Source organism: Pseudoxanthomonas sp. PXM01, from assembly GCF_014851815.1.
GTDB lineage: Bacteria > Pseudomonadota > Gammaproteobacteria > Xanthomonadales > Xanthomonadaceae > Pseudoxanthomonas_A.
On record NZ_JACVAJ010000001.1, the window covers coordinates 492,664 to 519,502 of the forward strand.

Consider the following 26,839-nt stretch of genomic DNA (forward strand, 5'->3'; position numbering starts at 1 on the left):
AGCGCGCCTTGATCAGCCCTGCCCCTTTGCGCGGGCGAACGCCGCGGCCAGCGCGTTGTCCGCGGGTGCCGCCGTCGTTTTTGCAGGAGCCGGGCCACGCCGCTGGTCACGCGGATTGCCGCGGTCCTGTCCGCGCGGCGGTCGCGGATCGTTGTTGCGGGCTTCGCGCGGGGCCTGCGGGGCCGGCGCGTCGTCCAGGCGGCGCGTCAGCGCGATGCGCTTGCGGGCCACGTCGACCTCCAACACCTTCACCTTGACGATGTCGCCGGCCTTCACCACCTCGCGGGGATCCTTCACGTAGCGGTCGGCCAGCGCGGAGATGTGGATCAGGCCGTCCTGGTGCACGCCGATGTCGACGAACGCACCGAACGCGGCCACGTTGCTGACCACCCCTTCCAGGATCATCCCTTCGCGCAGGTCCTTGATGTCCTCCACGCCGTCGGCGAAACGCGCGGCCTTGAACTCGGGACGCGGGTCGCGGCCGGGCTTCTCCAGTTCCTTCAGGATGTCGCGGATGGTCGGCACGCCGAACTTGTCGTCGGTGTACTGCTCGGCCTTCACCGCACGCAGAAACACGATGTCGCCGACAATCTGCTTCACCTGCCGGCCGCTGCCGGCGAGGATGCGTTCCACCACCGGATAGGCTTCCGGGTGCACCGACGAGGCGTCCAGCGGCTCGTCGCCATCGGCGATGCGCAGGAAGCCGGCACACTGCTCGAAGGTTTTCTCGCCCAGACGCGGCACGCCCAGGAGCGCTTTTCGGGTGCGGAAGGCACCGTGCTCGTCGCGGAAGCGGACGATGTTCTCGGCTACCGTCGACGACAGACCGGACACGCGCGTCAACAGTGCCGCCGACGCCGTGTTGACGTCCACACCCACCGCGTTGACGCAGTCCTCGACGCGCGCGTCCAGCGCACGCGCCAGGCGGAACTGGTCGACGTCGTGCTGGTACTGGCCGACGCCGATCGCCTTCGGCTCGATCTTGACCAGCTCCGCCAGCGGATCCTGCAGGCGGCGCGCGATGGACACTGCGCCACGGATGCTGACGTCCAGATCAGGAAACTCCTTCGCCGCGAACTCGGACGCCGAGTAGACCGACGCGCCCGCTTCGCTGACGACGATCTTGTCCATCTTCAGCTCGGCGGCCTGCTTGATGAGATCGCCGGCCAGCTTGTCGGTCTCGCGGCTGGCGGTGCCGTTGCCGATGGCGATCAGGTCGACCCGGTGCTTCGTGCACAGCGCGCGCAGCACGTGCAGCGACTGGTCCCACTGACGCTTGGGTTCGTGCGGATAGATGGTCGCGGTGTCGACCAGCTTGCCGGTACGGTCGACCACGGCGACCTTCACGCCGGTGCGCAGTCCGGGATCGAGACCCAGCACGGCTTTCGGTCCTGCTGGCGCGGCCAGCAGCAGATCTTTGAGGTTGTCGCCGAACACGGTGATGGCCTCGGCTTCGGCCTTCTCCCGCGCCTGGTTGAACAGGTCGAGCAGCAGGTGCATGTGCAGCTTGGCGCGCCAGGTCAGGCGGCAGGCATCCAGCAGCCACTTGTCGGCGGCGCGGCCCTGCGCGGAGACCCCGGCGTGCACCGCCACGCGACCTTCTGCCTGCTGATGGCCTGGCTCGGCCTCCATGCCCGGATCGAGATCGAGCAGCAGGATCTCTTCGCGGCGCGCACGGAACAGCGCCAGCAGGCGGTGCGAGGGAATCTTCGCCAGTGATTCGGCGTGGTCGAAGTAGTCGCGGTACTTCGCACCTTCGTTTTCCTTGCCCTCGGCGACCTTGGCGCGGATCACGCCCACGTCGGCCATCCAGCCGCGCAGCTCGCCCACCAGCCCGGCGTTCTCGCCCCAGCGCTCCATCAGGATCGCGCGCGCGCCATCGAGCGCCGCCTTTGCATCGGCGACACCCTTCTCGGCATCGATGTAGGCGGCCGCTGCGGTCTCGGGCACCTGCGTCGGGTCTGCGAGCAGACCGTCGGCCAACGGCTCCAGACCGGCTTCGCGCGCGATCTGCGCGCGGGTGCGGCGCTTGGGCTTGTACGGCAGATAGAGATCTTCCAGCCGCGACTTCGTGTCCGCGGCCTCGATCTCCGCACGGAGTACATCGGTCAGCTTGCCCTGCTCATCGATGCTGGCAAGCACGGCAGCGCGGCGGTCTTCCAGTTCGCGCAGGTAGGTCAGGCGCACTTCGAGGTTGCGCAACTGGGTGTCGTCGAGGCCGCCCGTGACTTCCTTGCGATAGCGTGCGATGAACGGCACCGTGGCGCCCTCATCCAGCAGCACAATGGCAGCCTTGGCCTGGGCAGTCTGCGCGCCGATCTCGGTGGCGATGGTGGCAGCGATGTGCTGGGCGATCTGGGGATTGCGGTCTTGCATTGCGTCCGTACTTGAATGACCCGATGGATCGGGTGGGACCCCGATTGTGGCAACGGATGGCGGTGCTGGAAACGGGTTGACAGCGGATGGCAGACCCGCCAAAGAAAACGGGCCGCTTGCGCGGCCCGTTTCGCCCATCTCGCGTTGACGTGTTACGAACGCACCGGCAGCACGCGAACCTCGACGCGGCGGTTGGCGGCACGCCCCGAGTCGGTGTCGTTGCTGGCGATCGGATAGCGCTTGCCCATGCCGACGATCTCGAAACGCTCGCGCTGCAGGCCCTGGCCGATCAGGTAGTTGCCGACCGATGCGGCGCGCTGCTCGGACAGGCGCTGGTTGACGGCATCGGAGCCGACACTGTCGGTGTGGCCGCTGACTTCCACGATCGTCTGGTTGTACTCGCGCAATGTCGACGCCACGTTGTTGAGCGCCGGATAGAACTGCGACTTCAGGTCGGCCTTGCCGAAGTCGAAGGTCACGCCGTCAGGCAGGTTGAGCTTGATGACGTCGCCATCGCGGCTGACGTCGATGCCGGTGCCGGCGGTCTGGCGTCGCAGTTCGGCTTCCTGGCGGTCCTGGTAGGCGCCGATGGCGCCGCCGGTGAGGCCGCCCACGCCGGCACCGACCAGCGCACGCTGGCGGCGCTCGGTGGCATCGCCGCCACTGAGCAGGCCGGCGACCGCGCCGATGCCGGCGCCGATCAGCGCGCCGCGCTGGGTGCGGTTAGGGTCGTTGGGATCGTTGGTCTGGCCGGTGTAGCTGGCGCAACCGCCAAGCATCGTGACGGTTAGTGCCGCAAGGGCGCCGGTCTTCAGCATCGCATTCATGAGTCCTCCTGGGTGGCTTGCGGGGTGACGCGGAACGGGGGCAAGCCTAACCAGCGGAGTGTTCACTTCATGCGATTTGAGCCCTGTTCATTCAGGTGGCGGCGGGGATCAGGACAACAGCGCGGTGGCCGCCGGCGCATCCAATGTCTGCCCCCAGTCGCCCATCAGCGACAGGTACAGCAGCTTCTCGAACTCCGGACCGAAGCGGCGGATCACCGCATCCGGATCGGGGATCAGCTTGGCATCGGAGATCAGGCCGAAATGCACGCGACCGTTGTAGCTGAGGATCGACACGCCAATGCCGATCGAGCCGGTCTGCGGCACCCAGAACATCATGTCCCTGAGTCGCGAACCACCCATGTAGAGCGGCTGCTGGGGGCCTGGCACGTTGGTCGCCACCGCCGTTGCTTTGCGCGAGAACAGCTCCAGCGCGACGCTCTGGATGGCCGATGGCGCCATGCCGAGCGCAGCAAGAAGTCCAAATGCAACAATGGCTTGACGCGAGTTCTTGAGATCCCGCATGCACTCGGCAACCCGTTCGAGGCGACGGATCGGGTTGTCCTCGCCGACCGGCAGGTCGAGGAACACGAGGCCGAAGTGGTTGCCCAGCTTGCGGGCGTGCTCGAGCGGTCGCAGGTTGACCGGCACCGTTGCGCGCAAGGTCACGCCGTCGAGCTGCTCGCCGCGTTCCAGCATGTAGCTGCGCAACGCACCGGCCGCGGCGGCCATCAGCACATCGTTGACCGTGCAGTCGCAGGCACGGCCGACCGCTTTCACTTCCTCCAGATCCAGCGGCTCGGCCCACGCCACGCGCTTGCTCACCCCCAGCTTGCCGCGCAGCAGCGTCGGCGGGTCGTCCGACAGCGACAGCGCATGCAGCAGCTCTCGGCCGATCTCGCCGCCCTCCTTCGCCAGCATCGTGGCCAGCGTGGGGTCCTGCATCATCTCCATGCCCTTGCCGATCACCTTGCCGCCGATCTGCACGTAACGGTCGATGGCACCGACGCGGCGCACGACCTCCGCGCCATCCTTCTTCAGCCAGCTCGAACGCAGATCCTTGCCGGCATCGGGTTTGCGGCTGGTATCGGTCAGCGACAGCAACACCTGGACCAGCGCGATGCCGTCCGCATAGCTGTGATGGATGCGTGCGACCAGGGCCGAGCCGGTGCCATAGCGTTCGATCAGGTGGAACTGCCAAAGCGGCTTGGTCTTGTCGAGCGGCGTGGAGGCCATCTGGCTGGTGAATCGCTCCAGCGCCTTCTTCTCCGATTTGGGATCGTGACGCCCCGGCAATGCGGACAGGCGCACGTGCCAGTCGAGGTCGAAGTCGGGATCGGTCACCCACGACGCGCCCGCTGGCGTGTCGACGGCCTTCTGGAGGAAGCGCGGATAAGCTAGGAAGCGCTTCTTGATGACCTGCTTCAGCGTGTCGAGCGTCATCGGCTCGTCAAACATCAGCACGCCGGTGATCATCATCGGGTTGGTCGGACGGCACATCCGCAACCAGGCGGTATCGACTCGCGACATCGGCTCGCGACGCGGCTTTGCCGACGCTTTCTTCGTGGCCATGCTTGCCCTCCTGTCCCGCGCCGAGTGAAGCACGCGGCGCCGAAAGGCGTCAACGCGGCCTAGTCGGCGGTCTTGCGGTAGGCGGCCAGCGCGCCTTCGCGACCGGCCGCCAGATCGGCGATCGGGAGCCAGGGATAGCCGGGCGCGAGCCTGGCCAGCACGTCGGGCTTCTGCCACGGCGCGAAACGCAGCGGCAGCGGCACCTCCGCCAGCTCCGGCACCCAGCGCGCGATGTAGCTGCCCTTCGGATCGAACTTCTCGGCCTGCGTGACCGGATTGAAGACGCGGAAGTACGGCGCGGCATCGGCCCCGGTGCCCGCGACCCACTGCCAGCCCAGCGTGTTGTTGGCCAGGTCGGCGTCGACCAGCGTGTCCCAGAACCAGCGCGCACCGTGCAGCCAGTGGTAGCGCAGGTGCTTGGTCAGGTAGCTGGCGACGATCATGCGCACGCGGTTGTGCATGTAGCCGGTAGCCCACAGCTCGCGAAGGCCCGCGTCGATGATCGGCACGCCGGTACGACCCCGCTGCCAGGCCTGCATGGCGTCCGGATCCAGCTTCGCCCAGTCGAAATGCTCGAAGCGTGGATTGAGGTTTTGCGTGGTGGTCTGCGGGAAGTGGTGCAGCAGGTGGTACGCGAACTCGCGCCAGCCCAGCTCGCGAATATAGCCATCCATGTCGGCGCTGTTGGACGCAGTGCGCGCGCGTTCCAGTTCAGCGACGATGCGCCAGGGGGCGACCTCGCCGAAGTGCAGGTGCGGCGAGATCCGTGACGTGCCGACGCGGTCCGGACGATCGCGATCGCTGCGGTAGCCGTTGAGCGCGCCGTCGACGAAGATTTCGAGCGCTTCACGCGCGCCCGTTTCTCCGGGCATCCACGTCTCCCAGAAGCCTGCATCCCAGCCGAGCGCCGGCACCAGCTTCCAGCTATCGAGTGTGTCGCTGTGCAGGGCGGCGTCCACGTTCGGCAGCGTAGCGGGCGCGTCCCACGGCGACGGCGCGCGCCACTGGGTCAACGCCGATCGCCAGAAAGGCGTGAACACCTTGTACGGATTGCCTTGTTGCGTGGCCAGGTCCCAGGGCTCGAACAGCAGGCTACCGTTGAAGCTCTCCACCTGCAGCCCGCGTTCGCGCAGGGTCTTCTTCAAGGCCGCATCGCGCGGCTGGGTGGCGGGCTCGTACTTGCGGTTCCAGAACACCGCTTCAGCGCCCGTCTGTTCCAGCAACAGGTCCAACGCGGCCGCACTTCCTCCTCGGCGCAGCAGCAGGCGGGATCCACGCACCTGCAGGTCCGCATCGAGCGCGGCCAGCGACTTGTGCAGCCAGGCCATCGATGCTCCGCCCGGCGCCCACTCGCCCTCCTCTTCCGGCGCGAACACGTACACCGGGATGGGCGTGAACCCGCCCTCGAGCGCGGCGCGCAGCGCGGGCTGATCGTCCAGGCGGAGATCGTGGCGGAACCAGACGAGCGCGTGAGGCATGCGGGCGAAACTCTCGGCGAGAACCCTACCGCTTACGCGGCGGACGTCCCGGTGGATGCACCGCCGACATACTCGCGTGGGATGCGCGCATTGAGGCCGGTCAGGATCTCGTACGGGATCGTGCCGGCGGTCTGCGCCACGGCCTCGCAGGTGATCGCGTCGTCATCCTGCCGGCCGATCAGGACCACTTCGTCCTCGTTGTACGCCGTGCCCGACGGGCCGAGGTCCACCATGAACTGGTCCATGCAGACCCGCCCCACGATGGGATGGCGCTCACCGCGCACCAGCACCTCGCCGCGCGAGGACAGCGAACGCGGATAGCCGTCGCCGTAGCCGATGGGCACGGTGATCACCCGCGTGTCCGTCGAGGCCGTCCAGGTGGCGCCGTAGCTGACGGTGCGGCCCGCCTTCACCACCTTGAAGTACACCACCTTGGACACCAGCGACAGCGCGGGCTTCAGCGCAACGGTCGGGCGCGACGCGGGATCCGGCATCACACCGTAGAGCGCGATGCCCGGACGCACCATGTCCAGGCAGGTGTCGGGAAAGTGCAGTACGCCGCCGGAGTTGGCGAGATGGCGGATCGGCATGGGCGCACCGACGCGATCAAAGTACCCGCACGCATGCAGGAAGCGCTGCAATTGCTCCTGCGTCATCGGCGACGCCGGGTCATCCGAACATGCGAGATGCGAGTAAATGCCCTTCAACTTGCACCAGGGCGACGCCAGCGCGGCCTCGATCAGTGGCGCGGCGTTCTCGCTGTGCACGCCGATGCGTTCCATGCCGGTGTCGATCTTGAGATGGATCACCGCCTTGCGGCCCAGCGCCTCCGCCGCCTGGGCCACTTGGCCAAGCTTGGCGATCGATGACACCGTCACTTCGAGATCACAGGCGAGGAACTGGCTGACCTGGGGTGCGTGGATGCCACCCATGACAAGGATGGGCACGGCGACACCCGCACGACGCAGCGCCAGCCCCTCCTCCACCAGTGCAACACCAAGCTGGCCGATACCCTGTGCCTGCAAGTGGAGCGCGACCGGCACCAATCCATGCCCGTAGGCATTGGCCTTGACGATGCCCATGACAGGTACGCCTGCGTGGGCCTCCAACACATGGAAGTTGTGGCCGATCGCCTCCAGGTCCACCCGGATTCGCGTGGGCCGGTCGTTCGCCTCGGGGCGTTCGTGCAGGGGTAACACAGCGTCATCAGCCGGGAGGGTCATGAGCGGATTGTAGCGTCAGCGATTCCCATCACTGCCACCGTGCGCTCAGGGATGCGCTAGGCTGCGGGCAGACCTCAAAAGGACTGGCCTCCATGGAACCGCGCTCCAGGTCGCATGCAATGATCGTGCTCGCCGTACTGCTCGTCGCTGGTGTCGGCACATGGCTGTGGATGCGCACGGCGAGCATGGATGCGGTATCGAAGCCCGATAGCGCGCGCCCTGTGCGTGTCACCACCCCCTCCATCGAGGCCTCCGGCGCACCAGCCGCCGCCGCGGACGCACCGATGCCGGCATCGGGCCATCCCGACGTAGCCGGTGAAACGATCGCTGCGGCACAAGATGCAGCACGACCGCCGGCATTGGGCTCAGACACCAGCGCTGGCGTGCGTCCACTGTCTGTGGAAGGGGAGCGTCGGGTGGACAAGTTCCTCGCAGGACTGCGGACCACCAGCACGGACGCGAAGGACTACGAAACACTGGGCCGTTCGGAGCCTGCGGACCCCGACTGGTCTCCGCGGCTGGAGGCCCTCATCCAACAGGTGATCGAGCGCCATGCCCGCGAGTTCTCTCGTCTGGAAATCAGTCGACCCCGTTGCAGCAAGAGCTTGTGCATGCTGACGGCTGTGGCGACCACGCGGAACCCGCAGCAGCTCGCCAAGACCGACTTCCAGCGTCTGGTCGGCTACATGATGCAGGAAACCTGGTTCCGGGAGTCGTTCTTCGATGTCAGCACGACCGTGGCCGGCGATGCCACGGGCGATGTATACGTGAGCTACTTTATCCGCAAGTAGTGGTCACTCGAACGCGCCGATATTGTCGTGGCTTAAGTTGTCGAAGCGGGTGTACTCGCCGAAGAACCGCAGCTTGCATGAGCCGGTCGGGCCCGAACGCTGCTTGCCGATGATGATCTCGGCAAGGCCTTTGTCCGGCGAGGTTTCCTTGTTGTAGTAGTCGTCGCGGTAGATGAAGACGATCATGTCGGCGTCCTGCTCGATGGCGCCCGATTCGCGCAGGTCGGCCATCACCGGGCGCTTGTCGGTACGCGTTTCCAGCGAGCGGTTGAGCTGCGACAGCGCGATCACCGGCACGTTGAGCTCTTTCGCCAGGCCCTTCAGCGAGCGCGAGATCTCCGAGATCTCGGTGGCGCGGTTCTCGCTGTTGCCGGGCACCGACATCAGCTGCAGGTAGTCGATGACGATCAGTCCCAGATCGTGCTCGCGCTTCAGCCGGCGCGCCTTGGAGCGCAGCACATCGGGCGACAGGCCGGGCGTGTCGTCGATGAAGACCTTGGCCTGGTCCTTGAGGATGCGGATGGCGCTGGTCACGCGACTCCAGTCCTCGTCTTCCAGCGCGCCGGTACGCAGACGGGTGGCGTTGATGCGGCCGACCGACGAGATCAGGCGCATGGCCAGCTGGCCGGCCGACATTTCCATCGAGAACACCGCGACGGCCTTCTTCGATTTGATCGCGGCGTACTCGGCGATATTCAGCGCGAACGTGGTCTTGCCCATCGCCGGGCGCGCCGCCAGGATCACCAGATCGGTGGGCTGCAGGCCCGCGGTCATCTGGTCGAACTCGGTGTAGCCTGTCGGCAGGCCGGTCACCGTGCCGCCGCTCTCCGAGCGCACGCGCAGGACTTCGAAGGCGTCCTTCAATGCGTCGTTCATCGCCACGAAGTCGGTCCGCCCGCGCGCGCCCTGCTCGGCGATGGCGAACACCTTCTGCTCGGCCACGGCCAGCATCTCGTCGCTTTCCTTGCCGTCGGGCTGGAACGCGTCGTTGACGATCTCGGTGCCGACCTCGATCAGCTGGCGCATCACCGCCTTGTCGCGGACGATCTCGGCGTAGGCGGTGATGTTGGCGGCGGACGGCGTGGTGCTGGCCAGTTCGACCAGATAGGCGCCGCCGGCGATCAGCTCCATCTGGCCTTGCGATTCGAACCATTCGCCCAGCGTCACCGCGTCGAACGGCCGGTTGCGCTCGGCCAGCTCGCCGATGGCGCGGTAGATCAACTGGTGATCGCGCCGGTAGAAGTCGTTCGGCGTCAGCTTGTCGTTGATGCGGTCATAGGCTTCCGGCGCCAGCATCAGGCCGCCCAACACCGCCTGTTCCGCCTCGATGGAGTTCGGCGGCACGCGCAACTGTTCGATGCGCGCATCGTGGGGATCGGAGCGGAAGCCGGGGCGTGCGGACATGGGCAGTGACAACCAGAGCGTGGAAGGCCGGACCCGACATGCTAGGAGCCCTGCCTGTGGGCTCGCGACGGAACAACCTGTGGATAAGTGACAGCAGACTGGTCGCCTGCCGTCTCAGTTCCTGCGACGGCATACATCGCCGGCCGGCAGAAACAGGACGGGCGCCTTTCGGCGCCCGTCTGTCGGCATCACGGATGATGCGCGGGGTGGATCAGGCTTCGGCCTGCACCACGACCTTGACGGTCGTCTGCACGTCGGCGTGCAACTTCACGACGATGTCGTACTCGCCGATGTTGCGCAGCGCGCCTTCGCCCATGATGACTTCGCTCTTCTCGAGCGGCAGGCCAGCGGCGGTGAAGGCATCGGCGATGTCGCGCGGGCCGACCGAACCGAACAGCTTGCCTTCGGTCGCGGCATTGGCGGTGATCGTGACGCTGGCGCCTTCCAGCTTGGCGGCGCGGCTTTCGGCGTCGTCATGCACGGCCTTGGCCTTGGCTTCGTAATCGGCGCGCTTGGCTTCGAACTCGGCGACGTTGGCGGCGGTGGCCGGCACGGCCTTGCCCTGCGGCACCAGGTAGTTGCGGCCGTAGCCCGGCTTCACGTTGACCTTGTCACCCAGGACGCCCAGGTTGGTCACTTTCTGCAGAAGAATCAGTTCCATCGTATTGCTCCGTATTCGTTAGCAGGCAGGGCCTGCAGCGATTGGCTGTCCGAATGACAGTGGGAAAAAAGAGCCTCCCCGTGCGGGGAGGCCCTGGATTACACGTCGTGGTTGTCCGTGTACGGGATCAGCGCCAGGAAACGGGCGCGCTTGACCGCGGCGGACAGCTGACGCTGGTAACGGGACTTGGTGCCGGTGACGCGGCTCGGCACGATCTTGCCGTTCTCGGTCAGGTACTGGCGCAGGGTGTTGAGATCCTTGTAGTCGATCTCTTTCACGCCTTCGGCGGTGAACTTGCAGAACTTGCGGCGGCGGAAGAACTTGGACATAGGTGTGCTCCTCAGGCGGCTTCGGCGTTGTCGGAATCGGTCGAGGCAGCGGGGGCCTCGCCTTCTTCGTCGTCACGGCGGCGACGCTCGCCACGTTCGGGCTTGTCGCCCTTCTCGTCCTTGTTCTTCATGATCAGGGACTGCTCGGTGTCCGGACCATCGCGCTTGATGACCAGGTTGCGCAGCACCGCATCGTTGAAGCGGAAGCTCTCGACCAGCTCGTTCAGCACGGCCTGGTCGGCCTCGATGTTGAGCAACACGTAGTGGGCCTTCACCAGGTTCTGGATCGGGTAGGCCAGCTGACGGCGGCCCCAGTCTTCCAGACGGTGGATGGTGCCGTTGCCGCCTTCGATCAGCGCCTTGTAGCGCTCGATCATGGCCGGCACCTGCTCGCTCTGGTCCGGGTGGACCAGGAACACGACTTCATAGTGACGCATCGTTTTTACCTTTCGGATGTATGCCCGGCCAGGAAAACGGCCGGACGGGACAGCCCCCCGATGCCTGGATCGGACACGGTGGGGCGAGGAACCGGTGACCAGCAGGCCTCCGGGAGCCGGAAATTATGGCAGGTCAATCACTTAGGGGCAAGTCGTGCCCCGGGACGCGATCAGGCGGCGTCCGCGGCCGTGGTGAAGCTCTCGCCGCAGCCGCATTCCGCGGCCGCATTGGGGTTCCTGAAGACGAATGTCTCGGACAGCCCCTGCTTGGCGAAGTCGATCTCAGTGCCGTCGACCAGCGGCAGGCTGGTGGCATCCACATAGATCTTCACGCCGGCGAACTCGAACACGGTGTCGCCCTCGCGCTCGTCGCGGGCCAGGTCGGCCACATGACCCCAGCCCGAGCAGCCGGTACGGGTCACGCCGAAGCGCAGACCCAGCGCAGCCGGGGTCTGCTCGACGAAGCGCTGCACGCGCTCGAGTGCGACCGGGGTCAGGGTGATGGCCATGCGTGTCTCCTGTGCAACGCGGACGATTATAGCCGCCGGCATGCCGAGGGCTGCGCAGCTCTTGTAAACTCCGCGTTCCATTAATAAGTCTGTTATCGAAGGATTCAAGCCATGACGGTGGTGAGCGTCGAACATGCGCTGGCGGGCAAGCTCCCGGCCGGCGGCGAAGTCACGGTGCGCGGCTGGGTGCGCACGCGGCGCGATTCCAAGGCGGGTCTGTCCTTCGTCAACGTCAGCGACGGCTCGTGCTTCGCGCCGATCCAGGTGGTCGCACCCGATTCGCTGAGCAACTACGAAGCCGAGATCAAACACCTGACCACCGGCTGCGCGGTCGTCGCCACCGGCACGCTGGTTGCCTCGCAGGGCCAGGGCCAGAGCTTCGAAATCCAGGCCTCGTCCCTCGAGGTAGTGGGCTGGGTGGAAGATCCCCTCACCTATCCCATGCAGCCCAAGCAGCATTCGCTGGAGTACCTGCGCGAGTTCGCCCACCTGCGGCCGCGTACCAACCTGTTCGGCGCGGTCACCCGCATCCGCAACTCGCTCGCCCAGGCCGTGCACCGTTTCTTCCACGAGAACGGCTACTTCTGGATCAGCACGCCGATCATCACCACCTCCGACGCCGAGGGCGCCGGCCAGATGTTCCGCGTGTCGACGCTGGACCTGGTCAACCTTCCCCGCGACAAGGAAGGCGCGGTGGATTTCTCGCGCGACTTCTTCGGCAAGGAAACCTTCCTGACCGTGTCCGGCCAGCTCAACGCCGAGGCCTACGCGCTGGCGATGAGCAAGGTCTACACCTTCGGCCCGACCTTCCGCGCCGAGAACAGCAACACCACGCGCCATCTGGCCGAGTTCTGGATGATCGAGCCGGAGGTCGCGTTCAACGACCTGGCCGCCAACGCCCAGTTGGCCGAGGACTTCCTGAAGTACCTGTTCCGCGCCGTTCTCAGCGAGCGTGCGGATGACCTGGCCTTCATCGCTGAGCGCGTCGAACCGACCGCGCTGACCCGCCTGGAAGCCTTCGTCAATTCGCCGTTCGAACGCATCGACTACACCGATGCGATCTCGCTGCTGCAGAAGTCGGGGCAGAAGTTCGAGTTCCCGGTCGAATGGGGCCTGGACCTGCAGACCGAACACGAGCGCTGGCTGACCGAGCAGCACGTCGGCCGGCCGGTGGTGGTGACCAACTACCCCGAGCACTTCAAGGCCTTCTACATGCGCCTGAACGACGACGGCAGGACCGTCGCCGCGATGGACGTGCTGGCGCCGGGCATCGGCGAGATCATTGGCGGCAGCCAGCGCGAAGAGCGCCTGGACGTGCTGGACGCACGCATGGCGCAGTTCGGCCTGGATCCGGCGCACTACGGCTGGTACCGCGACTTCCGCCGCTATGGCTCGGTGCCGCACGCCGGTTTCGGCCTCGGCTTCGAACGGCTGGTGGTGTACGTCTGCGGGCTGTCCAACATCCGTGACGCCATCGCCTACCCGCGTGCGCCGGGCAACGCGGAGTTCTGATGATCCTGTTCTTCGCCCTGTGCTTCATCGGCGTGGCGATCGCCGGGTTCTGCGCGTTCGTGATCTTCTGGCCGCTGACGCTGGTGCATGTGCGTGACCGCCACGGTGCGCTCGGCGCGCAGTGGGGTGAGGGCGCGTTCCTGAAGCCTGCCGCACTGCGCTGGCTGCTGGCGGGCGACTACCGCCGCATCGCGGACACCTCGCTGTCGGGCCTGGCGACGCCGGCCCGCATTTCGCTGTGCGTCATCATGTTAGGCCTGTCGATGGCAGGCCTGCTCGCGCTGTGGGCGGAGGCCTTCGCATGAATCCGTACACTCGTGAAGACTGGTACCTCACTTCGCTCGGCCGCACGTTGATCTGGGCGCGCCTGCGCCTGCTGGAGGCCGGTACCGCAGAGGTGCTGGACAGCGACGGCAATACGCTGGCCTACGACAGCGAAGACAGTGCCCGCGCCGCATTGTTCGATGCGGAGTTCGTCGCGTTCGACGGCCTGGACGAGGACGATGCGCTGGCGCGCGGGTTCTCGCTGACGGGCGTGCAGCCCCCGCAGGGCGAAGACGATGCCGCCCTGGTGCCACAGATGGTGCAGTCGCTCGGCGCTCGCGCCTGAGTCCATCATGTACACGCCGCGCGCGTTCGTCGAAACCGATCTGGTCGAACTCGACCGCTTGGTCGCGCGCGATGCGTTCGTCACGCTGGTGACCGTGGCCGATGGACTGCCTGTCGTCACCCACCTTCCCGTGCTTTACGCGCGTGAAGGCGACCGGATCGTCATCGAGGGTCACTGGGCGCGTCCGAACCCCCAGGCACGCCATGCCGGTCCCGCGCTGATGATCGTGCACGGTCCGCATGCCTATGTGTCCCCTGGCTGGTACACGGACAAGGAAGAAGCCGCGCGCGTCCCGACTTGGAACTACGCGGTCGCGCACCTGCATGGCGTGCTGGAGATCACCGACGACACGGCCACGCTGGCGTCGATCGTCGACCGGCTCAGCCAGGTCAACGAGGCCCAGGTCGGCAACGACTGGCGCTTCGAACACGACCGCGACGACCACCTCCGCCAGCTGCGCGGGATCATCGGTTTCCGCTTCGAGGTCCAGCGCGTCGAGCTGAAGTTCAAGCTCAGCCAGAACCATCCGGTCGCCAACGTCGAGGGCGCGGCAGGCGCGCTGCAGCGATTGGGTGGCGAAGACAACACGGTGGTCTCCGAGCTGATGCTTGAGCGCCTGGGCCGTCGGAAGCAGGATGTGGGAGCGACGTAAGTCGCGAAGCGGGATCTGTCCCGCAACCGGTTGGCATAAAAGCATCGCGACCTGCGTCGCTCCCACGCCCCACATCATGCAGGGCTACACTCGACGCCCAGTTCTTTCCGGGAATGACGCATGGACCTCAATCTCGCCGGCCGGCACGCGCTGGTCTGTGGCGCCTCCGAGGGCATCGGCCGCGCGGCGGCCCATGAGCTGGCCCTGCTGGGCGCGGACGTGACCGTGCTGGCCCGACGCCCCGAGGCGCTGGCCGAGGTGGCGGCTGCACTGCCCCGCGTCGCGACCAGCCAGCAGCACGCAACCGTCGCCCTCGATGTGGCCGATGCCGCGACATTGCGGGAGAACGTCGGCCGTCTCGTGGAGGCGCGCCCGGTGCACATCCTCGTCAACAACACCGGTGGCCCGCCAGGTGGACGCGCCATCGAGGCCGATGCGGACGACTACCTGGCGGCATTCCAGCGCCATCTCCTGGCCAACCAGGCGCTTGCGCAGCTGACAGTACCTGCCATGCGCGCCGCCGGCTGGGGCCGCATCGTCAACGTCGTCTCCACGTCCGTGAAGGAACCGATCGCCAACCTCGGCGTCTCCAACACCATCCGTGGTGCCGTCGCCAGCTGGGCCAAGACGCTGTCGAAGGAACTGGGCGCGGACGGCATCACCGTCAACAACGTGCTTCCTGGCTACACCCGTACGCAGCGGCTGGAGCAGATCCTGCGCGACCGTGTGCAGTCCACCGGCAAGGATGAGCCGGCCATCAGCGCCGCCATGCTGGCCATCGTGCCGGCCGGCCGCTTCGCCGAGGCGCACGAGATCGCCGCCGCCATCGCCTTCCTCGCCTCACCCGCCGCCGGCTACATCACCGGCGTCAGCCTCGCGGTGGATGGCGGCCGCATGCAGTCGATCTGAGGTTGCGGGACGGGGGGCTTGCCAGCCGGGTTAAGCTAGTGGGCATGGACCGCTTCGGCCACATCATCGAAGGCGAACCGCGCCCCGGCAGCGCCTGGCGTCCCGTGTTCGAACCGGCCTCGGGCCAGATCTATGCCGAGGTCGCCGATGGCAGCGAGAACGACGCGCTGCTGGCCGTGCAGGCCGCCGAGGTGGCATTCCCCGCGTGGGCAGCACTCACGACGAGCGAGCGGTCACGCTGGCTCGAGAAACTGGCCGACGCCCTGGAACAGCGGCGCGACGCCTTCGCCGCCGTGGAGTCGCGCGACACCGGCAAGCCGTTGGCGCTGGCGCGCGACATCGAGATCCCGCGCGCCATCGCAAACCTGCGCTTCTTCGCCCACGCGACCACCCAGTTCGCCAGCGAGTCGCACCACGGTGAGGCGGGCCTGAATTACACGTTGCGGCAACCGCTGGGCGTAGTCGCGACGATCTCGCCATGGAACCTGCCGCTCTACCTGTTCACCTGGAAGATCGCGCCGGCCCTGGCAGCAGGCAACACGGTGGTGGCCAAACCGTCGGAGATCACCCCGGCGACCGCCACCATGCTGGGAGCCTTGGCCGCCGAGATCGGCCTGCCACGCGGCGTGCTGAACATCGTGCATGGCACTGGGCCGGCCGTCGGCGAACCGCTGGTACTGCATCCCGCCGTCAAAGCCGTCTCCTTTACCGGCAGCACGACGGTGGGCCGGCGCATCGCCGGACTCGCCGGACCTGAGCTCAAGAAAGTGTCGCTGGAACTGGGCGGCAAGAACGCGACGCTCGTGTTCGCCAACAGCGACTGGCGCGCGCACCTGGACACCCTGCTCCGCTCAGCGTTCCAGAACGCGGGACAGATCTGCCTGTGCGGTTCGCGCCTGCTGGTGCAACAGGCGATTTACGACGAGTTCCGGGACGCCCTGCTCGAGCGCGTGCGCGACCTGAAAGCCGGTCCGCTCGACGATCCCGCCACGCGCCTCGGTGCGATGGTGTCGCAGGCGCAATTCGACAAGGTACTGGCCTGCATCCAGCGCGCCCGCCTCGAAGGTGGCCGCGTCCTCGCCGGCGGCCACGCACTGGAGCGGCCGGGCTGGTACATCGCACCGACCGTGATCGAGGGCCTAGGCCCCGAAGCCACCACCAACCGCGAGGAGATCTTCGGGCCGGTGGTGACCTTGCAGCCCTTCACCGACGAGGCGCATGCGCTTGCACTCGCCAATGCCAGCGACTACGGACTGGCCGCGACCGTGTGGACGCGCGACCTGGACCGCGCCCACCGCCTGGCCGCGCAACTGCGCGCCGGCATCGTCTGGATCAACACCTGGATGACGCGCGACCTGCGCACGCCGTTCGGCGGCACGGGCTCGTCGGGCCTGGGCCGCGAAGGCGGGCTGGAGGCCATGCGTTTCTTCACCGAACCCAAGAACGTCTGCGTGGCGTTGCGCTGAGGATCACCGAACCGAATGTCCGACCTTTCCGAACTCGAGAAACTGCTGCAGAACAACCGCGACTGGGCCGACCGCATCAAGCAGGAGGACCCCGGCTTCTTCAAGCGTCTGTCTCAGCAGCAGTCGCCGCGATACCTGTGGATCGGCTGCTCCGATTCGCGCGTGCCGGCCAACCAGATCCTGGGCCTGGACCCGGGCGAAGTCTTCGTCCACCGCAACATCGCCAACGTGATGTCGCACGGCGACCTCAACGCGCTGTCGGTAATCCAGTTCGCCGTGGATATCCTCAAGGTCGAACACATCCTGCTGGTCGGCCACTACGGCTGCGGCGGCGTGCACGCGGCGATGACCGGCCTGCGCGTGGGCCTGGCCGACAACTGGCTGCGCCACGTGGCCGACGTCGCACTCAAGCACCAGGCGCTGCTGGAGCAGGTCGACACCGAGTCGCTGCGTCACGCCCGCCTGTGCGAACTGAACGTCATCGAGCAGGTCTTCAATGTCTGCCAGACCACGGTCGTGCAGGACGCATGGGCGCGCGGCCAGCCGCTGGCGATCCATGGCTGGGTCTACAGCCTGTTCGACGGGCGCGTGCGCGAACTGGGCATGGATGTGGCGGCGCAGGACGAACTGCAACCCTCCTACCAGCGTGCCCTCGCCGGTGTACCGCCGAAGGGCAAGCGCGATGAGTGACGTCGTGCAGGCTGGCGGCGCGCCGAAGCCCGTGGGGCACTATCCGCATGCGCGGCGTGTCGGCGACCTGCTGTTCCTGTCCGGCATCGGCCCGCGCGAGCCGGCGACCAACGCGATTCCTTCCGGTATCGAAGCGCAGACGCGTGCCGTCTTCGCCAACGTGCGTGCGGTGCTCGACGCCAGCGGTGCCCGCTGGGAAGACCTGGCCGACGTGACGGTCTACCTGACCGACATGGCGGGCGATTTCACCGGCTACAACCGGGTGTGGGCGGAGTACTTCCCGGAGGCCGCCAGCGCACCCTGCCGCACCACGCTGGGTATCACCGCCTTGCCCACGCCGATCTCCATCGAGCTGAAGTGCATCGCGCACGTGCCGGAGCGCCGCTGACATGCTGCCCACCCCGCTCAACTTCCAGGCCTGGATCGACGAACATCGCCACCTGCTGAAACCACCGGTCGGCAACAAGGTCATCTACGACGGCGACTTCATCGTGATGGTGGTGGGCGGGCCGAATGCGCGCACCGACTACCACTGGGACGAAGGCCCGGAGTGGTTCTACCAGTTGGAAGGCGAGATGGTGCTGCGAATCCAGGAAGACGGCGCCGTCCGCGATATCCCGATCCGCGCCGGCGAAATCTTCCTGTTGCCGCCGCGCGTGCCACATTCGCCGCAGCGCATGCCGGGCTCGGTCGGACTGGTGATCGAGCGCAAGCGCCTGCCGCACGAGGACGACGGCCTGCTCTGGTTCTGCGAGCGCTGCAACCACAAGGTGTATGAGGAGTACTTCCACCTCAACGACATCGAGCAGGATTTCTTCCGCGTGTTCGAAGCCTTCTACCGCAGCGACGACCTGCGGACCTGCAAGGCCTGCGGTCACCTGAATCCCCGCCCCAGCCGCTACGAGATGCAGGCGGACTCGCAGGCCGACATCACCTGAGCTTGCACTTACCCAATCTGGGCATTATCGTGCCCGATATGGGCATGAACGACACCCCCGGATCCGGCAAGGTCAGCGAGGCGGCCGCGCGCTACGCCACCGCCAGCCTGTCGGGCGCCCTGTTCACCACCACGCAGCAGCGGGTGCTGGCCTGCCTGTTCGGGGAGTCCGGGCGCTCGTACGCCGTCAACGAGCTGATCCAGGCCACCGGCGCCGGCAGCGGTGCGGTCCAGCGCGAGTTGGCCCGGCTGGCTGGCAGCGGGCTGCTGACCGTCGAGCACGTCGGCAACCAGAAGCGCTACCGCGCCAATCCCGACGCGCCGATCCACGACGAACTGGTGTCCATCGTCCGCAAGACCTTCGGCCTAGCCGAACCGCTGCGCGAAGCGCTGGCACCGCTCGCCGACCGCATCCACGCCGCGTTCCTGTACGGCTCGATCGCCAAAGGCAACGACACTGCCCGCAGCGACATCGACCTGATGGTGGTCGCCGACGACCTGGCCTATGCCGAACTCATGCTGGCCCTTCATCCGGTGGCCGAGCGTCTGGGCCGGCAGGTCAATCCCACGGTGTATGACCGCGACGAGCTACGCAGTCGCCTTGATGCCGGGAACAGCTTCGTCACCCGCGTGATGGCACAGCCGCGGCAATGGTTGATCGGGGGCGAACATGACCTCGCCGCTTGAGAAACTGGCCACGCACAGCGGCCCGCTCAGTGCCGAACCGCCCGACAAGAAGGAAACTGCCGGCCTGCTGCGCTCGGGACTTGCACGGCTGGCCGATGCCCATAACGAGGCGCTCTCGCTGGAGAGCCGCTTCGACCTGGCCTACAACGCCGCCCATGCCCTGAGCCTGGCGGCGCTGCGCCGTGCGGGCTTCCGTGCGCGCCACCGCTACATCGTCTTCCAGGTATTGCCGCATACGCTGGGGCTTGGCCCCGAGGTCTGGCGCGTGCTGGCCAAGGCACACGACCTGCGCAACCTCGCCGAGTACGAAGGTCACGTCGAGGTGGACCGCCGCCTGGTCAACGACCTGGTCGCCGCATGCGAGCGCGTCTCCGACGCACTGGAACGATGAACGCCGACGCCGCGCACGTTCCTGTTACATCGCGGCACTGCAGCGCGAATCCCCGGCGGGCAGCCCCTACAATCCGACGATGCTGAAGATCGACACCCACGCGCATTTCCTGCCCCGCGACTGGCCCGACCTCGCGGCCAAGTACGGCGACCTGCGCTTCCCGGTGATCCACCACGGCGACGACGGTCGCCACCGCATCTACAAGGACGGCAAATTTTTCCGGGAAATCTGGCCCAAGACCTGGGATCCGGAAGAACGCATCGCCGACTACGCCCGGTTCGGCGTGCAGGTGCAGGTCATCAGCACGGTGCCGGTGATGTTCAGCTACTGGGCCAAGCCGCATCACGCGCTGGAACTGCACCAGGCGCTCAACGACCACACCGCTGTCGCATGCCGCGACTATCCACGCCACTACGCGGGCATCGGCACCGTGCCGCTGCAGTCGCCGCGCTTGGCGGTGCAGGAACTGGAACGCTGCATGGACCAGCTGGGCCTGCAGGGCGTGCAGATCGGCAGCCACGTCAACGACTGGAACCTGGATGCGCCGGAGCTGTTCGAGTTCTTCCAGGCCGCGAGCGAACTGGGCGCTGCGATCCTGGTGCACCCCTGGGACATGATGGGCGCCGCCTCGATGACGAAGTACTGGCTGCCCTGGCTGGTCGGCATGCCGGCCGAGCAGTCGCGTGCCGCGTGCAGCCTGATCTTCGGCGGCGTGCTGGAACGCCTGCCGGAACTGAAGGTCTGTTTCGCGCATGGCGGCGGCAGCTTCCCCTACACCATCGGCCGCATCGAGCACGGCTTCAACATGCGGCCGGACCTGGTGGCCACCGACAACCCGCGCAATCCGCGCGACTATCTGGGCCGCGTCTACTTCGATTCCTGGGTCGCCGATCCGCGCGCCCTGCGCTACCTGCTGGACACCGTCGGCCACGAGCGCGTGATGCTCGGCACCGACTACCCGTTCCCGCTGGGCGAGCAGGAACCCGGTGCCGGCATCGCCGCGCTTGGCCTGGATGCATCCCAGGAAGCGCGTCTTTACCACGGGACCGCGCTTGAATGGCTCGGCCTGCCGGCATCGAGATTCGCATGACCTCCCTTCCGCACCGGTGGCATACCGCCGGCACCGTTCCACCTGATCCGACGCACCCATGACCGACCCGTTGTCCCGTACCCACATCATCGCCCTTGACGCCGCCGATCCCCTGCGTGCGATGCGCAATGAATTCCTGATTCCCCGCCACAAGCACAACGACCAGATCTACTTCTGCGGCAATTCGCTGGGCCTGCAGCCGAAGGGCGCACGCGTCCACCTCAACGAGGCGCTGGACAAGTGGGCGAACGAAGCCGTCGAAGGCCACTTCACCGGCAACGCGCAATGGATGACCTACCACGAGCTGGTGCGTGAACCGCTCGCGCGCGTGGTCGGCGCCGAGCCGGCCGAGGTGGTGGCCATGAACACATTGACCACCAACCTGCACCTGATGATGGTCAGTTTCTACCGCCCCACCGCGGAGCGGCCGGCGATCCTGATGGAAGCCGGCGCCTTCCCGTCCGACAGGCACGCGATGGAGTCGCAGGTGCGCTTCCACGGTTTCGACCCGGCGACCGACCTGATCGAAGTCGAGCCGGACCAGCCCGACGGCACGCTGTCGATGGCGGCGATCGAACGCGCCATCGCCGAGCACGGCCCACGCCTGGCGCTGGTGCTGTGGCCCGGCATCCAGTACCGCACCGGGCAGGCGTTCGACCTGAAGGAGATCGCGCGCCTTGGCCATGCGCAGGGCGCCGTTGTCGGTGTCGACCTGGCGCACGCGGTCGGCAACCTGCCGCTACAGCTGCACGACAGCGGTGTCGACTTCGCCGTGTGGTGCCACTACAAGTACCTGAACTCGGGTCCCGGCGCGGTGGCAGGCTGCTTCGTGCATGCGCGTCATGCGAACACCGACCGGCCGCGGTTCGCCGGTTGGTGGGGCCACGAGAAGGAAACCCGCTTCCGCATGGGCCCCGCCTTCGTGCCGACGCCCGGTGCCGAGGGCTGGCAACTCAGCAACCCGCCGATCCTCGGGCTAGCGCCGCTGCGTGCGTCGCTGGAGCTGTTCGAGAAGGCCGGCGGCATGGAGGCGATCCGGACCAAGTCGTTGAAGATCACCGGCCTGCTTGAGGCACTGATCCAGGCGCGGCTATCGGACGTGCTGCAGATCATCACGCCAGCGGACACGGCGCAGCGTGGCGCGCAGCTGTCGTTGCGCGTGATCGGCGGCCGCGAGCGCGGGCGCGAACTGTTCGAGTACCTGCTGTCTGTCGGAACGGTCGGCGACTGGCGCGAACCGGACGTGATCCGCATCTCGCCCGCCCCGCTCTACAACCGCTACATGGACGTCCACCGCTTCGTCGAGGAAGTCGAGACGTGGCGGGGGTTCTGATCCGGAGACACGACCTTGGGCATTGAAGCGCCACGCCACATCACCATCATCGGCGCCGGCCTCGCCGGCGCGCTGCTGGCCACGCTGATGGCGCGCGCCGGCTGGCGCGTGGACGTGTTCGAGAAGCGCGGCGATCCCCGCGTGCAGGGCTACGCCGGAGGTCGCTCGATCAACCTCGCGCTGACCGAGCGCGGCCGGCATGCGCTGCGGATGGCCGACGCCGACGATGCGGTGATGCGGCAGGCCGTGATGATGCGTGGCCGCATGGTGCATGCGTTGGACGGACGGCTGCAGCTGCAGCGGTACGGCCGCGATGACTCCGAGGTGATCTGGTCGATCCATCGCGGCGACCTGAACATCACGCTGCTGGATCTGGCGGAGAACGCTGGCGCCGCCCTCCACTTCGATCGCCGCCTGAACGCCGTCGATTTCGATGCGTCCGTCGCCCACTTTGCCGACGAGCAAAACGGGGGCGTCCATGCCGTCGCGTTCACCGCCCTGGTAGGCGCCGATGGCGCGGGGTCGTCGCTCCGGGGCGCCATGCAGCGTCGGGAGGATCTCGGCGAACGCACCGAGTTCCTCGACCATTCCTACAAGGAACTGGAAATCCCGCCGTCCGCCGAGGGCGGCTTCATGATGGAGCCCAATGCGCTGCATATCTGGCCGCGTGGGCACTATATGTGCATCGCGTTGCCGAACGACGAGCGAACGTTCACGGTGACGCTGTTCCTGCCCAACCAGGGCGACCCCAGTTTCGCCAGCGTGCGCAACGGCAGAGAGGCGAAAGCGCTGTTCCTGCGCGATTTCGCCGATGCCGTGCCGTTGATCCCCGAGCTGGAGCAGGACTGGGAAGCCAACCCCACGGGCCTGCTCGCCACGCTGTACCTGGACCGCTGGCATCTCGGAGGCCAGGCGGTGCTGCTCGGCGATGCCGCGCACGCGATGGTGCCGTTCCATGGTCAGGGCATGAACTGCGCCTTCGAGGACTGCGTCTCGCTGTCCCGCCACCTGCAGGCCTCTGGCGACCTCGCCAACGCATTCGCCGCCTTCGAGGCCGAGCGCAAGCCGAACGCGCTCGCCATCCAGGAGATGGCGCTGGAAAACTACGTAGAGATGCGCGACAAGGTGGACGACAGCGGCTTCCTGCTGCAGCGCGAACTGGAGCTGGCCTTGCAGCAACGTCATCCGCAACGCTTCGTCCCGCATTACACGATGGTCAGCTTCATGCGCATTCCGTACGCGCTGGCGCAGTATCGCAGCCACGTGCAGCGCGACCTGCTGGTGCGGCATACCGCCGGACGTGCATCGCTCGACGGCGTCGACTGGCCGGCGGTGGATGCGGATGTGCATGCGCAGCTGCCGCTGCTGGAGGAGGCCGAGGGGTGAGCGCAAGCTTTCTCTTCTATGATCTCGAAACCTTCGGCGCGGACCCGCGTCGCAGCCGCCTTGCACAGTTCGCGGCGGTACGCACGACCCCTGCTCTCGAAGTGATGGACGAGCCGATCAGCTTCTTCGTGCAGCCGGCGGACGATCTGCTGCCCTCGCCCATCGCCACGCTGATTACCGGCATCACGCCGCAGCGTGCCGTGCGCGAGGGCGTCAACGAGGCCGAGGCCTTCGCCCGCATCGCCGACGAAATGAGCCGGCCGGAGACCTGTACGCTGGGCTACAACAGCCTGCGCTTCGACGACGAGTTCGTGCGCCATGGCCTGTTCCGCAATTTCCACGAGCCGTATGAGCGCGAATGGCGTGGCGGCAACTCGCGCTGGGACCTGCTCGACGTGATGCGGTTGATGCACGCCCTGCGGCCTGACGGCATCGTCTGGCCCAAGCGCGACGATGGTGCCACGTCGTTCAAACTGGAGCAGCTTGCCCTCGCCAATCGCGTACGTGACGGCGATGCGCACGAAGCACTGTCCGACGTCTACGCCACCATCGGCCTGGCCCGGCTCATGCGGCAGTCGCAGCCGCGCCTCTGGGAGTACGCCCTGCAGTTGCGCGACAAGCGCTTCGCCGCGCGCCTGCTCGACACGACGGCCATGCTGCCGGTACTGCATGTATCCCAGCGCTATCCCGCGCACCGGCTGTGCGCGGCACCGGTGCTGCCGCTGGCCCGGCATCCGCGCATCGACAACCGGGTGGTGGTGTTCGACCTGGACAGCGACCCGACGCCACTGCTGTCGATGTCGCCGGAGGACATCGCCGACCGCCTATACACCCCGGCCGCGGATCTGCCGGAGGGCGAACAGCGCATCCCGCTGAAGGAAGTCCATCTGAACCGCGCGCCGGCACTGGTCGCCTGGTCGCACCTGCGGCCAGCGGACATGGACCGCCTCGGCATCGACCCGGCACGCTGCGAGCGGCATGCCGCGATGCTGCGAGAAGCGGGTCCGGATCTGGCGGAAACCGTGCGTCGGGTGTTCGCCAGCCAGCGGGCGTTCGAGGCCGGCGACGTGGATGGCTCGCTCTACGACGGCTTCCTCGCCGACGCGGACAAGCGCCGCTTCACCGACGTGCGGACCACGCCACCGGCGCTGCTGGGCGAACGCGACTTCGGCTTCCGCGATGCGCGCTTGCCGGAGCTGCTGTTCCGCTTCCGTGCGCGCAACTGGCCCGGCACCCTGTCCGCCGTCGAGCGCCAGCGCTGGGACGATTACCGTCGCCAACGGTTGACGACGAACAGCGGCCTGTCGGAGTACAGCTTCGAGACCTTCGATGCCGAAGTCGCCCAGTTGCGGCAGGCCGAGGCCGGTAACGCCGACCGATTGGCCCTGCTGGACAGGATCCAGCAGTGGCGCAACGAGCTCGAGGCCACCCTGTAAGCGGACATCGAGGGCAGCCTTGTCGGTTCCATGACACCGGCGTGTCTAGAATGGCGGCCATGGCCACCTATTTCTCCGATGCCAGTTTCAAGTTCCTGCGCGGGCTGGCGCGCCACAACGACAAGACCTGGTTCAACGACCACAAGGCGCAGTACGAAGACCACGTCCGCCAGCCGTTCCTGCGGCTGTTGACGGACCTGCAGCCGGAACTCGCCGCTGTCAGCCTGCACTTCCGTGCCGACCCCAAGACCGTGGGCGGCTCGCTGTTCCGCATCTACCGAGATGCGCGTTTCTCCAACGACAAATCGCCGTACAAGTCCTGGCAGGGCGCACGGCTGTTCCACGAACGCCACAAGCAGGTGCCCGCCCCGTCGTTCTACCTGCATCTGCAGCCGGGCGAGTGCTTCGTCGGCGCGGGTCTGTGGCATCCGGAGCCGGATACGCAGCGCCGTGTGCGCCAGTTCATCCTCGACAATCCCGGCAGCTGGAAGAAGGCCGCTCACGATCCCGCATTTCGTCGCCGCTTCGAGTTCGAGGAGAGCGAAAAGCTGGTGCGGCCGCCGCGCGGCTTCCCGGCCGACTTCGAGTTCATCGAAGACCTGAAGCATCGCAACTTCGTCTTCTGGCGTTCGCTGGACGATGCCACGATGACCGGGCCGCGCCTGCGACAGACGCTGGCCGGGGACCTGAAAACGCTGGGGCCGTTCGTGGATTACCTGTGCGCCGCGCTGGACCTGGAGTTCTGATCCGCAGGACTCACCGATGAAGGGCTCGCCGATGAAGAAGTGGCTCGTGGGAGGTGTCTTGCTGGCTGTGGTGCTGGGCATGGTGGCGTATGTCGTCGCCGGTCCCTACCTGGCCATCCACGGCATCCGCACCGCATTGGCCGAGCAGGACACGGCGAAGCTCGAACGGCACGTCGACTTCCCCGCGTTGCGCGTGAACCTGCGTGCGCAGGTGGAGGACTATCTGGCGCGCAAGGCGGGACCGGAGGTGTCGTCCAACCTGTTCGGGGCCGCTGCATTGTCCATCGCCAACCAGGTGCTCGGACGCGGCGTGGACACCCTGGTCACGCCGATGGGCATCGCGGCCGTGCTGCAGGGACGTGCGACATGGAAGCGCGCCATCGGTGAAACCGTCGGCGGCGACACGTATGCCCCTGCAGTCCCGGCAGAACCGTTGAAGGAAGCCGAGCATCACTACGAGTCATTGTCACGCTTCACGGCGACCGTCCATGACGAGAATGGCGAGCCGGTCGTCTTCGTCATCACGCGCCAGGGACTGCGCTGGCGGTTGACGGACATCCGGCTGCCGCTCTGACCCTGCGTGGAGATGAGCGCTCAGGCATTCGCCGGCGATGCATCGGCCCACTCGGCGTCGGCGTCCGGCAACGCAAGACGGAACAGGTCGGCGACCGTGCGCATGCGGTCGAAGGCCGCGGCCTGCGTCGCTTCGTCGGGCTCACCCTGCAAGCCGTTGTCCCGCCATTGCTGGGTGAGGACCTGCTGCTTCTCGTAGTCATCCACCCGTGCGTACCCGCTTATCCGCTCTATCCGCCGGGTCCAGCTGCTCTGCCAGTAGAAGTGGCGATGGTCGGCGAAGTACTCGCAGCACGACACGAAATACAACGGCCGTTGCGCGTGCTCCAGCACATCCAGCCCCTCCGTGATGGTGAATGCGTAGATGCGTGCGTCGTCGTGCGCGAAGCGGGTGCCCGGCACCAGCCTGAAACGCTCGGCATCGGCATCCTCCACCCATGCGCCGCGGCAGTAGACCCGCTCTTCGATACGCGCATAGTGCGGCGACAGCACCTGGAGACCATCGAAGGAAGCACGCGGTACGCGCAGTACCCGGATCTTGTTGGGCAACCAGTAGCTCACGTAGTGCAGGTGGCCCCGGTCGGCGACATAGGCCCAGAAATCCGGTCCGTCGCCCCCGCAGGCGATGACACGGCAGGAAGCCGTGGATAGCCCGAGATCGTAGACCTTCCTTTCCATGATCCGCTCGCTTCCCCACTCGTGCCTGCAGTGGACCAGTTGCAGGCGCCCGTCCCGTTCTTCGAGGCACACGACACACCCCCACTTCAACACTCCGCGAGGCTGCGAAGTGACTTGTGTTCAAGCAATCGGGGAGGTC

At 66.8% G+C, this 26,839-nt stretch carries 28 protein-coding genes and 1 pseudogene; 18 read left to right on the top strand and 11 right to left on the bottom strand.

Annotated elements, in window-relative coordinates:
- Positions 1–12: 12 nt before the first annotated feature.
- From IB230_RS02165 to alr, 5 genes and pseudogenes are all read right to left on the bottom strand, one after another.
- Positions 13–2,376, bottom strand: coding sequence for a Tex family protein (locus IB230_RS02165; protein ID WP_192268279.1), 2,364 nt, complete (start codon positions 2,374–2,376; stop codon positions 13–15).
- A gap of 152 nt (positions 2,377–2,528) precedes the next feature.
- A pseudogene (locus tag IB230_RS02170) lies at positions 2,529–3,101 on the bottom strand (OmpA family protein); the annotation flags it as partial.
- 210 nt (positions 3,102–3,311) lie between these two features.
- The gene (locus IB230_RS02175; protein ID WP_192268282.1) at positions 3,312–4,772 is read right to left on the bottom strand and encodes a wax ester/triacylglycerol synthase family O-acyltransferase; all 1,461 of its coding nucleotides are present in this window, start codon (positions 4,770–4,772) and stop codon (positions 3,312–3,314) included.
- Positions 4,773–4,831: 59 nt separating this feature from the next.
- Entirely contained in the window at positions 4,832–6,250 is a 1,419-nt protein-coding gene (locus tag IB230_RS02180) for a deoxyribodipyrimidine photo-lyase (protein ID WP_192268284.1), read from the bottom strand.
- 32 nt (positions 6,251–6,282) lie between these two features.
- Positions 6,283–7,473: an alanine racemase gene (alr, locus tag IB230_RS02185; RefSeq protein WP_192268286.1), complete on the bottom strand. Its 1,191-nt coding sequence runs from the start codon at positions 7,471–7,473 to the stop codon at positions 6,283–6,285.
- Between the two features lie 119 nt (positions 7,474–7,592).
- On the opposite strand from alr, the gene IB230_RS02190 reads away from it, so the two are divergent.
- Positions 7,593–8,264: a hypothetical protein gene (locus tag IB230_RS02190; RefSeq protein ID WP_192268288.1), complete on the top strand. Its 672-nt coding sequence runs from the start codon at positions 7,593–7,595 to the stop codon at positions 8,262–8,264.
- Between the two features lie 3 nt (positions 8,265–8,267).
- Here IB230_RS02190 and IB230_RS02195 read toward each other — a convergent pair whose 3' ends face one another.
- The 5 genes from IB230_RS02195 to IB230_RS02215 all read right to left on the bottom strand — a co-directional run bounded on the left by IB230_RS02195 (position 8,268) and on the right by IB230_RS02215 (position 11,604).
- On the bottom strand, positions 8,268–9,668 hold the full coding sequence (locus IB230_RS02195; RefSeq protein ID WP_192268290.1) for a replicative DNA helicase: 1,401 nt from the start codon (positions 9,666–9,668) through the stop codon (positions 8,268–8,270).
- A gap of 211 nt (positions 9,669–9,879) precedes the next feature.
- Entirely contained in the window at positions 9,880–10,329 is a 450-nt protein-coding gene (rplI, locus tag IB230_RS02200; protein WP_192268292.1) for a 50S ribosomal protein L9, read from the bottom strand.
- Between the two features lie 98 nt (positions 10,330–10,427).
- Complete coding sequence (gene rpsR, locus IB230_RS02205) at positions 10,428–10,658, bottom strand: 30S ribosomal protein S18 (RefSeq protein WP_056880329.1); 231 nt, start codon at positions 10,656–10,658, stop codon at positions 10,428–10,430.
- Positions 10,659–10,669: 11 nt separating this feature from the next.
- Positions 10,670–11,095: a 30S ribosomal protein S6 gene (rpsF, locus tag IB230_RS02210; RefSeq protein ID WP_192268294.1), complete on the bottom strand. Its 426-nt coding sequence runs from the start codon at positions 11,093–11,095 to the stop codon at positions 10,670–10,672.
- Positions 11,096–11,265: 170 nt separating this feature from the next.
- Positions 11,266–11,604 carry an iron-sulfur cluster assembly accessory protein gene (locus IB230_RS02215; RefSeq protein WP_192268296.1) on the bottom strand — a complete coding sequence of 113 codons (339 nt, stop codon included), beginning with the start codon at positions 11,602–11,604 and terminating at the stop codon, positions 11,266–11,268.
- Between the two features lie 111 nt (positions 11,605–11,715).
- On the opposite strand from IB230_RS02215, the gene asnS reads away from it, so the two are divergent.
- The 17 genes from asnS to IB230_RS02300 all read left to right on the top strand — a co-directional run bounded on the left by asnS (position 11,716) and on the right by IB230_RS02300 (position 26,023).
- Positions 11,716–13,116, top strand: a complete 1,401-nt coding sequence (gene asnS / locus IB230_RS02220) for an asparagine--tRNA ligase (RefSeq protein ID WP_192268298.1) — start codon at positions 11,716–11,718, stop codon at positions 13,114–13,116.
- Positions 13,116–13,421 carry a hypothetical protein gene (locus IB230_RS02225; RefSeq protein WP_192268300.1) on the top strand — a complete coding sequence of 102 codons (306 nt, stop codon included), beginning with the start codon at positions 13,116–13,118 and terminating at the stop codon, positions 13,419–13,421. The genes asnS and IB230_RS02225 overlap by 1 nt, the downstream gene beginning before the upstream one ends.
- Positions 13,418–13,726, top strand: coding sequence for a hypothetical protein (locus IB230_RS02230; RefSeq protein ID WP_192268302.1), 309 nt, complete (start codon positions 13,418–13,420; stop codon positions 13,724–13,726). The genes IB230_RS02225 and IB230_RS02230 overlap by 4 nt, the downstream gene beginning before the upstream one ends.
- Positions 13,727–13,733: 7 nt before the next feature.
- Complete coding sequence (locus IB230_RS02235) at positions 13,734–14,378, top strand: FMN-binding negative transcriptional regulator (RefSeq protein WP_192268305.1); 645 nt, start codon at positions 13,734–13,736, stop codon at positions 14,376–14,378.
- A gap of 120 nt (positions 14,379–14,498) precedes the next feature.
- On the top strand, positions 14,499–15,287 hold the full coding sequence (locus IB230_RS02240; RefSeq protein ID WP_192268307.1) for an SDR family oxidoreductase: 789 nt from the start codon (positions 14,499–14,501) through the stop codon (positions 15,285–15,287).
- 44 nt (positions 15,288–15,331) lie between these two features.
- Complete coding sequence (locus IB230_RS02245; RefSeq protein WP_192268309.1) at positions 15,332–16,753, top strand: aldehyde dehydrogenase; 1,422 nt, start codon at positions 15,332–15,334, stop codon at positions 16,751–16,753.
- 15 nt (positions 16,754–16,768) lie between these two features.
- Positions 16,769–17,443 (top strand): carbonate dehydratase, encoded by a 675-nt coding sequence (gene can, locus IB230_RS02250; protein WP_192268311.1) that lies wholly within the window; start codon positions 16,769–16,771, stop codon positions 17,441–17,443.
- The gene (locus IB230_RS02255) at positions 17,436–17,831 is read left to right on the top strand and encodes a RidA family protein (protein WP_192268313.1); all 396 of its coding nucleotides are present in this window, start codon (positions 17,436–17,438) and stop codon (positions 17,829–17,831) included. The genes can and IB230_RS02255 overlap by 8 nt, the downstream gene beginning before the upstream one ends.
- A gap of 1 nt (position 17,832) precedes the next feature.
- Complete coding sequence (locus tag IB230_RS02260; protein WP_192268316.1) at positions 17,833–18,381, top strand: 3-hydroxyanthranilate 3,4-dioxygenase; 549 nt, start codon at positions 17,833–17,835, stop codon at positions 18,379–18,381.
- Between the two features lie 44 nt (positions 18,382–18,425).
- Positions 18,426–19,067, top strand: coding sequence for a nucleotidyltransferase domain-containing protein (locus IB230_RS02265; RefSeq protein WP_225589139.1), 642 nt, complete (start codon positions 18,426–18,428; stop codon positions 19,065–19,067).
- Positions 19,051–19,458, top strand: a complete 408-nt coding sequence (locus IB230_RS02270) for a hypothetical protein (protein WP_192268318.1) — start codon at positions 19,051–19,053, stop codon at positions 19,456–19,458. The genes IB230_RS02265 and IB230_RS02270 overlap by 17 nt, the downstream gene beginning before the upstream one ends.
- A gap of 79 nt (positions 19,459–19,537) precedes the next feature.
- Complete coding sequence (locus IB230_RS02275) at positions 19,538–20,548, top strand: amidohydrolase family protein (RefSeq protein WP_192268320.1); 1,011 nt, start codon at positions 19,538–19,540, stop codon at positions 20,546–20,548.
- Positions 20,549–20,606: 58 nt separating this feature from the next.
- Entirely contained in the window at positions 20,607–21,881 is a 1,275-nt protein-coding gene (gene kynU, locus IB230_RS02280; protein ID WP_192268322.1) for a kynureninase, read from the top strand.
- Between the two features lie 15 nt (positions 21,882–21,896).
- Positions 21,897–23,267, top strand: a complete 1,371-nt coding sequence (locus IB230_RS02285; RefSeq protein ID WP_192268324.1) for an NAD(P)/FAD-dependent oxidoreductase — start codon at positions 21,897–21,899, stop codon at positions 23,265–23,267.
- Positions 23,264–24,703 (top strand): exodeoxyribonuclease I, encoded by a 1,440-nt coding sequence (sbcB, locus tag IB230_RS02290; protein WP_192268326.1) that lies wholly within the window; start codon positions 23,264–23,266, stop codon positions 24,701–24,703. The genes IB230_RS02285 and sbcB overlap by 4 nt, the downstream gene beginning before the upstream one ends.
- A 59-nt stretch (positions 24,704–24,762) precedes the next feature.
- Positions 24,763–25,449: a DUF2461 domain-containing protein gene (locus IB230_RS02295; protein ID WP_192268328.1), complete on the top strand. Its 687-nt coding sequence runs from the start codon at positions 24,763–24,765 to the stop codon at positions 25,447–25,449.
- 31 nt (positions 25,450–25,480) lie between these two features.
- Positions 25,481–26,023: a DUF2939 domain-containing protein gene (locus tag IB230_RS02300; protein WP_192268330.1), complete on the top strand. Its 543-nt coding sequence runs from the start codon at positions 25,481–25,483 to the stop codon at positions 26,021–26,023.
- Between the two features lie 20 nt (positions 26,024–26,043).
- On the opposite strand, the gene IB230_RS02305 is transcribed toward IB230_RS02300, so the two are convergent.
- Entirely contained in the window at positions 26,044–26,700 is a 657-nt protein-coding gene (locus tag IB230_RS02305) for a hypothetical protein (RefSeq protein ID WP_192268332.1), read from the bottom strand.
- Positions 26,701–26,839 lie beyond the last annotated feature (139 nt).